We start from the raw sequence: 12981 nt of genomic DNA on the forward strand, positions 1-12981 counted from the left end.
GGCCGAGCACTGCCCGGCCAAACGGTCGCAGTTCCCCCTCCCGGCAGCCTAGCTTCAGTGAACGGCTCAAATCCAGAGCGTTATCGGCGCATCACTGAGCGCGTCCGGTACGCGGTACGCCCTTACTGGCCGTCGGCCTCCCGAAACCCCGACGGCACCGTCACGCTCGGAGGACTACCAGGCGCCGTGGTGGGCGAGGCCCAGGGTCAGGGCGGCTGCCGCGGTGGCGAGGAAGACGATGCCGCCGAGGATGTCGCGGGAGCCGACGCGGAGGTGGGCGGTGACGGCGCCGATGAAGTAGAGGATGAGGCCGCAGGCGGCGAGGGTGCCGAGGACGGGGACGGCGAGCCCGGCCAGCAGGCCGACCGTGCCGGCGGCGAGCAACGCGCCGAGGACGGGCACCCACTTGCGGGGCAGGCCCTTCATGTCGGCCTGGGTCTTGGGGTATTCGTGGCCGATGAGGTAGGTGACGGCGGCGGCGCCGTTGAAGAGGGCGCCGAGGATGGTGACCGTCAGATAGGCGGCGAACACGGCAGCTCCGCTTCTGTGCGTGACACGTCGGGGTGACACCTCGTACGGGAAGGCTAAGGCGCCCCCGCCGAGCGGGAGTTGACCGTGAGTCGCACGCACTTGGCACGGCGTGAACCGCGCGGGCGGCTACGCGGCGTTGACCGTCAGCACGATCTTGCCCCGTACGTGGCCCTCCTCGCTGAGGCGGTGCGCCTGTGCGATGTCGGCGAGGGGGAACGTCCGGGCGACGGGCAGTGAGAAGCGGCCCGCCTCGATCAGCGGGCCGATCTCGGTGAGGACGTAGAGGGCCCGGCCGCTGTCACCGCGGCTGAAGGTGACGCCGTGCTCGCGGGCGCCGAGGAAGTCCGCGAGGGTGACGACGTGGTCGGGGCCACCCGCGAGGGCGATGAGTTCGGGGAGGGCGCCGCTCCCGGCGACATCGAGGGCGGTGTCCACGCCGTCGGGGGCGAGCGCGCGGACGCGGTCGGAGAGACCGTCGCCGTACGAGACGGGTTCGGCGCCGAGCGAGCGGAGGAAGTCGTGGTTGGCCGGGCTCGCGGTGCCGATGACACGGGCGCCGCGCGCCACGGCGAGCTGCACGGCGGCGGCGCCGACGCTCCCGGAGGCGCCGTTGATCAGGACGGTGCCGCCGCGGACGCCGAGCTGGTCCAGGCCGCGCGCCGCCGTCTCGACGGCGGACGGCAGCGCGGCGGCCCCGGCGAAGTCGAGCGACGCCGGGATCGGCGCGTAGAAGGAGAGCACCGCCAGTTCGGCCTGCGCGGCGCCCTCGGCGCAGAGGCCGAACACGCGGTCGCCGACGGCCACATCGGTGACCCCTTCGCCGACCTCGTCGACGACGCCCGCCGCCTCGTACCCCAGGGTCTGCGGAAGCTCCTCGTCCATGAGGCCCTTCCGCTTCTTCCAGTCGCTCGCGTTGAGTCCCGCCGCGCGTACCGCGATACGGATCCGGCCGGGGCCCGGGTGCGGATCGGGAAGGTCCACGATCTCCAGGACCTCGGGTCCCCCGAACCGGCTGAAACGGGCCGCCTTCATCACTTCGCTCCGATCTCGGCGCACGGGGGCAGGAGGGCGGGAGCCAGGGGTGCCGCGAATGCCGCGCGTACGCGCCAGTCTGTCAGTCCCGCCGGGCCCGGGGCCCAGGACCGGAGTCCGACGCGAAGACGGATGCGGCGGCCGACGCGACGACCGACGGGACGACCGACGCGACGACCGACGCGGACCGGCGGCCGTACCTCAGTGGTCCCACGCGCGGGGCCTGCTCAGCGCCTCCCACTCGGGGCGGAGCAGCGAGAGGACAGCGGCGTCGTGGCGGCGGCCCCGGTGCTGGCACCAGGAGCGGCGTACGCCCTCGTGGACGAACCCGGAGGCGGCGAGTACGGCGAGCGCGGGCGTGTTGGCGGTGTGGGTGACGGCCTGGAGGCGGTGCAGCGGAAGGTCGCCGAAGGCGAGGTCGATCAGCGCGTCGAGGGCGGCGGTGGCGTGGCCGCGCTCGCGGTGGGCGGCGTCGAGCAACAGGTACAGCTCGGCGGTGCCGTCGGCGAGGTCCTGTTCGATCAAGGCGACGTGCCCGATCGGGGTGCCGTCCGGCAACAGGACGAGAAAGTCGTCGCGGTCGTTGTCGTCGATGTCGCGCTCCACGCGCTCGCGCAGCCAGGACAGCGGGCGCGGCCAGATGCCGATCTCGTGGGTGGCCACCGGGTCCGCCCGCCACGCGTGCAGCAACTCGGCGTCGTCCGCCTCCAGCGGGGTGAGCGCGACGCCCCGCCCGCGCAGCACGGGCACCCTCCGCCGCTCACCCTCTTCTTCCACGTCCTCGGTCACGCTCGCATGCTAGGGAGCCAACGACCGTGTCGGCGAGGGGATTTCGGCACCCGCGCACCGCCCAGCACGGCAGCGCCCAGCATGGCACCGGCCGCGCGGCCCCCCGCCGGTCAGGGGGTGGTTCGGACGGTTGCCGTGTCGCGGCCGGATCTCAGGACGGTGCCGGGGATGGCACCGGTGACGGTGTCGTCGCGGATCGTCTCGACGCCGTTGACGCGGACGCTGAGGATGCCGGTGGCGCGGGAGTCGAGGCGGGGGCTGTCGCCGGGGAGGTCGTGCAGGAGGGTGGCGGGGCCCGCGTCGATGCGTTCGGGGTCGAAGAGGACGAGGTCGGCGGCGTTGCCCGGGGTGATCACGCCGCGGCCGCGCAGGCCGAAGAGGCGGGCGGGGTCGGCGGTGAGCATGCGGACGGCGCGTTCCAGCGGGAGGAGTTGGCGTCCGCGCAGGCAGTCGCCGAGGAAGCGGGTGGTGTACGGGGCGCCGCACATCCGGTCGAGGTGGGCGCCCGCGTCGGAGCCGCCGAGCATGACGTCCTCGTGGTCCCAGGTGCGGCGGCGCAGCGCCCAGGAGTCGGGGTCGTTGTCGGTGGGCATCGGCCAGAGCACCGTGCGCATGCGGTCGTTGGCGCAGATCTCGACGATCGTCTCGAAGGGTTCCTGCCCGCGTTCGGCCGCGATGTCGCGGACGACCCGCCCCGACACCCCCTGATTCGCGTCGCTGTACGTGTCGCCGATCACGTAGCGGCCGAAGTCGGCGAGGCGGCGGAAGACCCCGGCCTCGGGGCTGGCGGCGCGGCGCAGCATCTCGGCGCGTACGGCGGGCTGCCGCAGCCGCGCGATGCGTTCGGGGACGGGCAGGGCGAGGACGTCGCCCCAGCCGGGGATGAGGTTGAGGGCGCAGAAGGTGCCGAGCGACATGTTCATGGGGGTGAGGATCGGCATGGTGAGGGCGACGATCCGGCCGCCCGCCTTGCGGGCCCGCTCCGAGGCGAGGAGCTGGCGCGGGACGCGTTCGGGGACGGCGGCGTCGATGGTGAGGACGTTCCAGTTGAGCGGGCGCCCGGCGACGGCGCTCATCTCCACGAGCAGGTCGATCTCCTCGTCCGCGAACTGGTCGAGGCAGCCCGCCACGATGGCCTCGATCTGGGTGCCCTCGTGTTCGCCCACCGCCCGTGACAGGGCCAGGAGTTCGTCCGGCCGGGCGTGCCGGGACGCGACCGGCCGTCCGTCGCCGTCGGAGTGCGTACTGGACTGCGTGGTGGAAAGACCCCAGCCGCCGGCTTCCATGGATTCGTGGAAGAGCCGCAGCATGGCGTCGAGTTGGTCCCGCGTGGGCTGTCCGCCGACCGCGTCGGCGCCCATCACGTGGCGGCGCAGCGCGCAGTGGCCCACCATGAAACCGGCGTTGACGGCGACCCGCCCCTCCAGGGCGTCGAGGTAGTCGCCGAAGGACGACCACGTCCAGTCGACGCCCTCTTCGAGCGCCGCCAGCGACATGCCCTCGACCTTGGACATCATCCGCCGTGTGTAGTCGGCGTCTTCGGGCCGGTCGGGGTGGAGCGGCGCGAGCGTGAAGCCGCAGTTGCCGCCCGCGACGGTGGTCACGCCGTGGCTCATCGAGGGCGTGGCGAAGGGGTCCCAAAAGAGCTGGGCGTCGTAGTGGGTGTGCGGGTCGACGAAGCCGGGGGTCAGGACGAGGCCGGTGGCGTCCTCCTGGGAGCGCCCGCTCTCGCCGAGGCCGCCGGGTTCGGCGACGGCCGCGATCCGGCCGCCGCGCAGCGCCACGTCGGCGGTACGGGAGGGCGCGCCCGTGCCGTCCACCACGGTGGCGCCCTTGATCACATGGTCGAACACGGGTGTGCTCCTCTCGTACGTCGCGCTGGCGCGTGCCGCCCGGTCGCGTTACGCCGCCGCCTGCCGGAACCGGGTCGTGCGGTGCACCGGGTCGGTGTCGATGACGGGTATGACGTGCTCGCCGATCAGCTTGATCGTGTTCATCGTGTCCTCGTAGCCGATGCCGATCGGCAGCCCGAAGGTCAACTGGTCGGCGCCCGCCTGCTCCCAGCGCTTGCACTGCGCCAGCACCTCGTCGGGGTTGCCGCAGATCATCAGCTCCTCGGAGATAAGCAGATCGATCAACTCCTCGGTGTAGTCCGGCAGAAGCTCGGGCCAGACCGGGATGCCGTCGGGGCGCGGGAAGGTGTCGTGGTAGCGGAAGAGCAGCGACTGGAGGTAGTTGAGGCCGCCGCCCACGGCGATCTGCCGCGCCTTCTCGGTGGTCTCTGCGCAGATCGCGGTCGAGGTCACCATCACGTTGTCGTTGACGAAGTCGCCGACCGGCTCGGCCTGCCCGATCGCCGACTTGTACGACTCGACGACCCACTCCATGTCGGAGACCTTCTGCACGCTGAAGCCGAGCACGCCCAGGCCCTTGCGGGCGGCCATCGCGTACGAGGGCGGCGAGCCGGCCGCGTACCACATCGCCGGGTGGGAGCGGCCGTACGGCTTGGGCAGGATCTTGCGCGGGGGCAGCGACCAGTGCTTGCCGCTGAAGCCGGGGTACTCGTCCTGGAGCCACATCTTGGGGAACTCCGCGATGGTCTCCTCCCAGATCTCCTTCGTGTGGTTCATGTCGGTGATGCCCGGCATGAACCCGAGGATCTCGTGGCTGCCCGCGCCGCGCCCCGAGCCGAACTCGAAGCGTCCGCCGGAGAGATGGTCGAGCATGGCGACCTTCTCGGCGACCTTCACCGGGTGGTTGACCGGCGCGAGCGGGTTGAAGATGCCGGAGCCGAGGTGGATGCGCTCGGTGGCGTGGGCGAGGTAGCCGAGGAAGACGTCGTTGGCCGACAGGTGCGAGTACTCCTCCAGGAAGTGGTGCTCGGAGGCCCAGGCGTACTTGAAGCCGGAGCGGTCCGCCTGGATGACGTACTCGGTCTCCTCGATCAGCGCGTGGTGCTCGGCCTCGGGGTCGGCCTTGGCCCGCGCGGCGGGCACATATCCCTGTACAAAGAGCCCGAATTCCAAGGGGTCACCATCCTCCGGTTTCTGACGCTCCGTCAGATCTGATCCGACTCTTCCACCGGCACGGTGGGGCGTCAATAGCTGATGGACCGTCAGATACGCTCGACGGCGGACTCAGAGCGCCGCGACTCCCGCCAGCCAGCCGCCGTCGATGACGAACGGCTGCCCGGTGACGTACGAGGAGTCCTCACTGGTCAAGAAGAGCGCGAGCCTGGCGATCTCGTCGGCCCGGCCCATCCGGCCCAGCGGCAGCAGCTTGCGGTAGAAGCGGGCGGTGGCCGCCGCCATCGCCTCCTGGTCGGCGGCCGGGTCGAGCACCGCGGGATTGGCCATCGGGGTGTCCACGGCGCCGGGGCACATCGCGTTCACCCTGATCCCGTGCGGCGCCAGCTCCAGCGCCGCCACCCGCGTCATGGCGACGATCGCCGCCTTCGTCGCCGCGTACGAGGTGAGCAGCGCCATGCCGCTGAGCGCCGTGTACGACGCGGTGTTGACGATCGTGCCGCCGCCCGCGGCGGTCAGCGCGGGCGCGCAGGCCCGCATGCCGAGGAAGGCGCCCACCTGGTTGACCCGGACGACTTGGAGGTACTCCTCCAGCGGGGTGTCCGCCAACGCGTTGAAGCGCAGGATCCCGGCGTTGTTGACCAGTCCGTCGAGGCCCCCGAACTGCTCGTCGGCGTACGCCAGCGCCGCCGTCCAGTCGTCCTCGCTGCCGACGTCGAGCCGGGTGTAGCGGGCCGCGTCGCCGATCTCCTCGGCCAGCGCCGCGCCCTGGTCGTCCAGCACGTCCGCGAGCAGCACGCGCGCGCCCTCCGCGGCGAAGAGCCGGGCCTCCTGCTCGCCCTGGCCGCGCGCGGCGCCGGTGATCAGGACGGTACGGCCGTCGAGCTTGCCCATCCGGGCCTCCGGGGGTGGTGGGACAACGGGGGGGGCAACGGGGGGGTCAACGGGACTCACGTGTCGAGGTGCGGTGCCACATCGGCGGCGAACGCCGCCATCTGGTCGAGGAGTTCGGCCACGCCCCGGCTGCGGAAGCGCACCTGGATCTGGTCGACGCCCATGGCCCGGTAGGCGCGCAGGCTCTCCGCGAGCGCGTCCGGCTTGCCGTGCAGGGTGTACCGGCCGACGTGCCAGCCGGGCTCGCCGACGTAGAGCGGTTCCGCGATCGCGCCGATCTCGATCGGGTCGGCGATCCCGGCCTCGGCGCGCAGCCGCCGGACGCGGTCGATCTGGCCCGGCAGCCGGTCGCGCGGGTCGCCCTGCGGCAGCCAGCCGTCACCCCTGAGGGCGGCCCTGCGGACGGCGGCCGGTGACGAACCGCCGACCCAGACCGGCGGCCGGGGCGTCTGCACCGGGCGTGGCCGCTGCCCGAGTCCGGCGAAGTCGTAGCGCTCGCCGTGGTGTTCGGGGAACTCGTCCTCACCGAGCGCCGCCTTCAGCGCGTCGATGGTCTCGTCGAGTACGCCGCCGCGCCCGGCGAAGTCCGCGCCGACCGCGTCGAATTCCTCGACCACGTGCCCGGCCCCGACACCGAGGATCAGCCGCCCGCCGGAGAGCCGGTCGAGCGTCGCGTACTGCTTGGCGGTGGCCAGCGGGTGCCGCAGTCCGACGACGGCGACATGGCTGAGCAGCCGCACGCGTTCGGTGACGGCGGCGAGATAGCCGAGGGTGGCCACCGGGTCGTACCAGGTGGTGGACATCGCGGCGGCCAGCCTGCGCGGCACCGCGATGTGGTCGCAGACGGCCACGTACGCGAAGCCGTGCCGGTCGGCGGCGCGGGCGACGGCGGCGAGTTCGGCCGGGCCCGCGTCGGCCTCCCAGCCCTCGGCGTACATCGTGCTCTGCGACTGGACGGGGAGTTGCATGCCGTAGGAGAGCCGCCCTGGCGGCAGCACGCGCGGGACGCCCATGGCCTACGCCCCCGCGCCGGGTCCCGGGACCGGCCCGGCGCTCGAACCGGGCCCGGGCCACAGGCCGTCGGGGGTCAGGCCGAGCAGGTCGATGGCGTTGCCGCGCACGATCCGCTCCACCACGTCCTGGGAGAGGTGGCCCATCTGCGCCTCGCCGACCTCGCGCGACGTGGGCCACGTGGAGTCCGAGTGCGGGTAGTCCGTCTCGTAGAGGACGTTGCCGACGCCGACCGCGTCGAGATTGCGCAGGCCGACCGCGTCGTCGAAGAAGCAGCCGTAGACGTGCGAGGCGAAGGTCTCGGACGGCGGGCGCCGCACCTTGTCGGCGACCCCGCCCCAGCCGCGGTTCTCCTCCCAGACGACGTCGGCGCGCTCCAGGATGTACGGGATCCAGCCGATCTGCCCCTCGGCGTACATGATCTTGAGGTTCGGGAAGCGTTCGAGGGCGCCGGACATCAGCCAGTCGACCATCGAGAAGCAGCAGTTGGCGAAGGTGATGGTGGAGCCGACCGCGGGCGGCGCGTCGGCGGAGGTGGACGGCATCCGGCTGGAGGAGCCGATGTGCATGGCGATGACGGTGCCGGTCTCGTCGCAGGCGCGGAAGAAGGGGTCCCAGTAGTCGGTGTGCACCGACGGCAGTCCGAGGTGCGGCGGGATCTCGGAGAAGCAGACCGCGCGTACGCCGCGCGCCGCGTTGCGCCGTACCTCGGCGGCGGCCAACTCGGCGTCCCACAGCGGTATCAGGGTCAGCGGTATCAGCCGCCCGCCCGCCTGCGGGCCGCACCACTCCTCGACCATCCAGTCGTTGTACGCGCGCACGCACAGCAGCCCGAGGTCGTGGTCCTCGGCCTCGGTGAAGGTCTGGCCGCAAAAGCGCGGGAAGGTGGGGAAGCAGAGCGCGGACTGCACATGGTTGACGTCCATGTCGGCCAGCCGCTCGGGCACCGAGTACGAGCCCGGCCGCATCTGCTCGTACGTGATCGCTTCGAGCCTGATCTCGTCGCGCGAGTAGCCGACGGCGGTGTCGAGCCGGGTCAGCGGGCGGCGCAGGCCCTCGTACAGCCACCAGTCGGCGAGCGGTCCCTCGTCCCCCGGCTCGCCCATCGTGGGCGCGAACCGGCCGCCGAGGAAGGTCATTTCCTTCAGGGGCGCGCGCACGATGCGCGGCGCGGTGTCGTGGTGTTTCGACGGGAGCCGGTCCCGCCAGACGTTGCCGGGCTCCACGGTGTGGTCGTCCACCGAGATGATCTTCGGGAAGGTCTCCATGGGCACAACGGTAGCGCCGATCTGACGATCCGTCAGCTAACGTGTCGTCACATCGTTGGCACTACCGGCCTCCGGGACTTCCCGGCTGCGGCGGACGTCAGTCGGTCACCCGCACCGGCAGCAGAATCCGCCACACCGCGTCCTCCACGCCGTGCACGGCCGCGATCCAGCCGACGTTCTCCTCGTCGGTGCCCAGCCGTACCGCCTGCGCCAACTCCCCCATCACCTCGGTGAGATCGGCGTGCGCCATCGCGGGCTCCAGCCGCCCGCCGACCACGCCGTCGTCGTAGTAGCGGTGGTACGCGGGCGCGCTGCGCAGGACGCCGACCGGCCGCCAGTTCTGCGCCAGCCGCCACACGGGCTCGCCCGCGACGCGGACGCCGTCCGCCTCCATCACCTGGGTACGGGTGCGGTCGACGGCCAGCGCGGACCAGCCGTCGGAGCCGGTCAGCACCAGGTCGGGGTCGCAGCGGCGGACCGCGCGGGAGACCGCGTCGTTGGCGCCCGGTCCCGGCAGCACCAGCGGCACCGCGGCCATCCCCGCGTACAGGCAGCCGAAGAAGGCGCCCGCGAGGTCCGGGCCCTGCGGATAGGCGAGCAGCACGCGCGCGCCGGGAGCCAGCAGGCTGCCGAGCCGGGCGGCCACCGCGCGGGCCCGCCGGTCGAGTTCGGCGAAGCTGCACCCCGCGGTGCCGCTGACGGTCGTCCGCGGATACGGCAGCGCGGGCACGGCCTGCGGGGCGCGCTCGGCGCGGCGGCGCAGCAGTTCGCCGGGCAGCCGTCCGGCGTCCCCGAGCCGCCGCGTGCCGCCGTTGCCGCCGCCCCCGCCGCCGGGCCGCTCGCGGCCCTCGCCGCTCATCGCGGGCCCCGCGGCCGGGGCCGGCATCCGTCGTACGGATCCGGCCGGGCGCACCGGGCGCACCTCGCGTACCGGAGCCCGGAACAGCTCGGACCCGGCGGCCGACGGCAGGTGCCCCGGCCTGACAGGCAGTGACCCGATCGGCCCGTCCGGCTCACCGGCACCTGCCGCATGACTCGTGCACTCAGCACACATGAAACGCCCGCTACCTGTTCTTTCGCAGGACACACACCGGCATGGACCAGTCCCACACAGCACAACCTCCGCGCACGCACAGACGGAACCTCAAATTCCAGCCCAACTTTTGCTGCAAGTCCGGTTCGGGTCCTTGCACGGGGTGACCCCGGCGGCCCGACACGGCAAACTGGCACGGACGGTGCCGAACCCTCGGTCCCGTGCGCCATGCGGACAACTGTTCCGTCCGGCGATGAACGATTGATATACGTGCGGGCGACGGGCCGCGGGGGCGCCCGGCTTCGCGAATAATCGGGTCACGCACCAATCAGCGCCCGGCGGCCGACCACCGCCGGAGGCTGGCACAAGCAGTGCGCCGCTCCAGGCGCGGGTACACAATGAGCAGGTCCACGTTCAGGGGGCAGAGATGGAAAGCAGGACGGAACCGGGCAACAGCCTGCGGTTCGCGGTCCTCGGTCCGGTGCGCGCCTGGCGAGACGACGAGCCGATCGTCACCGGCGCACCACAGCAGCGCGCCTTGCTGGCCGCGCTGCTGCTGCGCGGCGGGCGCACGGCGACCGCGTCGGAACTGCTCGACGCCGTCTGGGGAGAGTCACCGCCCAACACCGCGCTCGCCGCGCTGCGTTCGTACGCCTTCCGGCTGCGCAAGGCGCTCGGCCCCGAGGCCCTGGTCACCGACTCCGGCGGCTACTCGCTGCGGGTCGCCGACGACGCGCTGGACTGCGCCGTCGTGGAGCGGCTGGCCGCCGAGGCCGACAAGCAGCGCGCCGTCGACCCGGTCCGCGCCCGCGAACTGCTGGGCACCGCGCTGGAGATGTGGCACGGCGAGCCGCTGGCCGGCCTTCCGGGGCCGCACGCCGAGACGCAGCGCAACCGGCTCGCCGAATGGCACCTCGGCCTGATCGAGACCCGTCTCGAACTGGACCTGGAGCTGGGCGCGCACGCCGAGGCCGTCTCCGAACTCACCGCGGTCTCGGCCGAACACCCGCTGCGCGAGCGGCTGCGCGCCCTGCTGATGCTGGCCCTCTACCGCAGCGGCCGGCAGGCCGAGGCGCTCGGCGTCTACGCCGACACCCGCCGCCTGCTCGCCGAGGAGCTGGGCATCGACCCGTCGGCCGAACTGAAGGACCTGCACCAGAAGATCCTGGAGGCCGACCCCTCGCTCGCCGCCCCGGCCGGTTCCGCCGCCGGACCGGCCGAGATCGTACGGCCCGCGCAACTGCCCGCGACCGTCGCGGACTTCACCGGCCGCCGCAATGTGGTCAGGGAACTGAGCGAGCAACTGGCCCAGGCGTCGCAGGGCAGCGGGGTGATGGCGGTCTCCGCCGTCGCGGGCATCGGCGGCGTCGGCAAGACCACGCTCGCCGTCCATGTCGCCCACGCGGCCCGCGACTCCTTCCCCGACGGGCAGTTGTACGTCGACCTCCAGGGCACCGACCCGCGCCCGGCGGAACCCGAGGCCGTACTCGGCTCGTTCCTGCGCGCGCTCGGCACCCCGGACTCCGCGATCCCCGAGTCGCTGGCCGACCGCGCCGCGCTCTACCGCTCCACCCTCGACGGCCGCCGCGTGCTCGCGCTGCTCGACAACGCCTACGACGCCGCGCAGATCCGCCAGTTGCTGCCGGGCACCCCCGGCTGCGCCGCCCTGGTCACCAGCCGGGTGCGGATGGTCGACCTGGCGGGCGCGCATCTGGTCGACCTCGACGTGATGTCGCCGGAGGAGGCGCTCCAGCTCTTCACCCGGATCGTCGGCGAGGAGCGCGTCACCAGCGAACGCCAGGCCGCCCTCGACGTCGTCGCGGCCTGCGGTTTCCTGCCGCTGGCCATCCGGATCGCCGCGTCCCGGCTGGCCGCCCGCCGCACCTGGACCGTCTCCGTACTCGCCCACAAACTGGCCGACCAGCGGCGCAGGCTGGACGAACTGCGGGCCGGGGACCTCGCGGTGAAGGCCACCTTCGCCCTCGGCTACGGCCACCTGTCGGCGCCGCAGGCCCGCGCCTTCCGGCTGCTCTCGCTCGCCGACGGCCCGGACATCTCGCTGCACGCGGCGGCGGCCACCCTCGACCTGGACCCGTACGAGGCCGAGGAGCTGCTGGAGGCGCTGGTCGACATCAGCCTCATCGAGTCCGCCGCGCCCGCCCGTTACCGCTTCCACGACCTGCTGCGCCTGTACGCCCGCGAGTGCGCGGAGCGCGACGAGACACCGCGGGAGCGCTGCGCGGCGCTGTCGCGGGTGCTGGACTTCTACCTCGCTTCGGCCTCCTGCGCCTACGAGTTGGAGAACCCCGGCGACCGCGTCCTGGACCACCTCGCCCTCACCGCGCACTCCGGCCTGACCTTCGGCGCCCCGGACGAGGCCCTGGAATGGCTCTTCTCCGAGGCGCAGAATCTGCTGGCGGCCGTCCAGCAGGCCGCGGACGGCGGCTGCGAGGGCCCGATGCGCCGCGCCGTCGACCTGCTGCTGGTCGCCCAGGACCTGATGGAGTCCGGTGTCTACGCGCGGCAATACGAGCAGGCGACGCGGACACTGGTGACGACGGCGCACGACTGCGGGGACACGCTGGTGGAGGGGCGCGGGCGGATCTGGCTCGGCCAACTCCTGCGGATGTCGGGCCGGTTCGAGGAGGCCGAGACCGAGGCCAAGCGCGCCCTGGTGCTCGGCCTGGCCGCCGAGGACCCGATGACGTCGAGCTACGCGCCCAATCTGCGCGGCAGCATCGCCCACCAGGGCCAGCGCTTCGAGGCGTGCGCGGAGTACCACACCACCGCCCTTGAGGCTTTCCGCGCCGACGGCAACAAGCACGGCGAGGCGGCGGCGCTCAGCAATCTCTCCCGCGCGCAGATCGAACTGGGCGACATCGCCGCCGCGGTGGCGGCGACCGAACGGGTCGTCGCGATCTACCGCGAACTGGGCGCCGGCTTCCGGCTCGGCAACGGCCTGTACGCGATGGGCATCGCGCTCACCGCGGAGGGCCGCCTCGACGACGCGTTGAGCTGCCTCACCGAGGCACTGGGCATCTTCCGGGAGGCGCGGCAGCAGTTCTGGGAGGGCATGACGCTCTTCCGGCTCTCCAAGGTTCACCTCGCGGGCGGCAGTTGGCGGCAGGCCGCCGCCCACACCGAGCAGTCGCTCGTCATCCTCCGCGAGGTCGGCGGCGAGTGGCGCACCGCCAACGCCCTGACCGTACTCGGCAGCGCGCTCGACGGCATGGGCCAGCCGGTCCGTGCCCACGCCTGCTGGCACGACGCCCTGGCCGTCTTCACCGCGCTCGGTTCGCCCGAAGCGGCCGATGTACGGCGCCTGTTGGGGGACGAATCATCCCCCTCTGTCGCGGTATAAGCCCAGGTCGATTCGCTCAACGCGCCCGTTTATCAG

At 72.7% G+C, this 12981-nt stretch carries 10 protein-coding genes; 1 reads left to right on the forward strand and 9 read right to left on the reverse strand.

Annotated features, from left to right (window positions below; all coding sequences use genetic code 11):
- Nucleotides 1-174: 174 nt before the first annotated feature.
- The 9 genes from ACZ37P_RS04615 to ACZ37P_RS04655 form a co-directional block, all read right to left on the reverse strand.
- Nucleotides 175-531, reverse strand: a complete 357-nt coding sequence (locus ACZ37P_RS04615) for a DoxX family protein (RefSeq protein ID WP_391043251.1) — start codon at nucleotides 529-531, stop codon at nucleotides 175-177.
- Nucleotides 532-657: 126 nt separating this feature from the next.
- Nucleotides 658-1563 (reverse strand): NADP-dependent oxidoreductase, encoded by a 906-nt coding sequence (locus ACZ37P_RS04620; protein ID WP_391162412.1) that lies wholly within the window; start codon nucleotides 1561-1563, stop codon nucleotides 658-660.
- Between the two features lie 201 nt (nucleotides 1564-1764).
- On the reverse strand, nucleotides 1765-2352 hold the full coding sequence (locus ACZ37P_RS04625) for a GNAT family N-acetyltransferase (protein ID WP_467344855.1): 588 nt from the start codon (nucleotides 2350-2352) through the stop codon (nucleotides 1765-1767).
- Nucleotides 2353-2462: 110 nt separating this feature from the next.
- The gene (locus ACZ37P_RS04630) at nucleotides 2463-4205 is read right to left on the reverse strand and encodes an N-acyl-D-amino-acid deacylase family protein (protein ID WP_467344857.1); all 1743 of its coding nucleotides are present in this window, start codon (nucleotides 4203-4205) and stop codon (nucleotides 2463-2465) included.
- 48 nt (nucleotides 4206-4253) lie between these two features.
- Complete coding sequence (locus ACZ37P_RS04635) at nucleotides 4254-5378, reverse strand: LLM class flavin-dependent oxidoreductase (RefSeq protein ID WP_391043245.1); 1125 nt, start codon at nucleotides 5376-5378, stop codon at nucleotides 4254-4256.
- Between the two features lie 111 nt (nucleotides 5379-5489).
- Nucleotides 5490-6272, reverse strand: coding sequence for an SDR family NAD(P)-dependent oxidoreductase (locus ACZ37P_RS04640; RefSeq protein WP_355337686.1), 783 nt, complete (start codon nucleotides 6270-6272; stop codon nucleotides 5490-5492).
- A 56-nt stretch (nucleotides 6273-6328) separates the two neighbouring features.
- Complete coding sequence (locus tag ACZ37P_RS04645; protein ID WP_467344858.1) at nucleotides 6329-7285, reverse strand: LLM class F420-dependent oxidoreductase; 957 nt, start codon at nucleotides 7283-7285, stop codon at nucleotides 6329-6331.
- 3 nt (nucleotides 7286-7288) lie between these two features.
- The gene (locus ACZ37P_RS04650; protein WP_355337681.1) at nucleotides 7289-8551 is read right to left on the reverse strand and encodes an amidohydrolase family protein; all 1263 of its coding nucleotides are present in this window, start codon (nucleotides 8549-8551) and stop codon (nucleotides 7289-7291) included.
- Between the two features lie 97 nt (nucleotides 8552-8648).
- On the reverse strand, nucleotides 8649-9410 hold the full coding sequence (locus tag ACZ37P_RS04655; RefSeq protein ID WP_355337678.1) for an AMP-binding protein: 762 nt from the start codon (nucleotides 9408-9410) through the stop codon (nucleotides 8649-8651).
- Between the two features lie 601 nt (nucleotides 9411-10011).
- On the opposite strand from ACZ37P_RS04655, the gene afsR reads away from it, so the two are divergent.
- A complete protein-coding gene (gene afsR, locus ACZ37P_RS04660; protein ID WP_355337675.1) occupies nucleotides 10012-12945 on the forward strand; it encodes an SARP-family global regulator AfsR in 2934 nt (977 codons plus the stop codon).
- Nucleotides 12946-12981: the final 36 nt, after the last annotated feature.

It is taken from the genome of Streptomyces sp. NPDC024632 (genome assembly GCF_055559175.1).

Bases quoted from the DNA above. Each gene is read 5' to 3' on its own strand.
- ACZ37P_RS04620 (WP_391162412.1), bottom strand. From the start codon at position 1,563: ATGAAGGCGGCCCGTTTCAGCCGGTTCGGGGGACCCGAGGTCCTGGAG.
- ACZ37P_RS04640 (WP_355337686.1), bottom strand. From the start codon at position 6,272: ATGGGCAAGCTCGACGGCCGTACCGTCCTGATCACCGGCGCCGCGCGC.
- ACZ37P_RS04645 (WP_467344858.1), bottom strand. From the start codon at position 7,285: ATGGGCGTCCCGCGCGTGCTGCCGCCAGGGCGGCTCTCCTACGGCATG.
- ACZ37P_RS04650 (WP_355337681.1), bottom strand. From the start codon at position 8,551: ATGGAGACCTTCCCGAAGATCATCTCGGTGGACGACCACACCGTGGAG.
- ACZ37P_RS04655 (WP_355337678.1), bottom strand. From the start codon at position 9,410: ATGAGCGGCGAGGGCCGCGAGCGGCCCGGCGGCGGGGGCGGCGGCAAC.
- afsR (WP_355337675.1), top strand. From the start codon at position 10,012: ATGGAAAGCAGGACGGAACCGGGCAACAGCCTGCGGTTCGCGGTCCTC.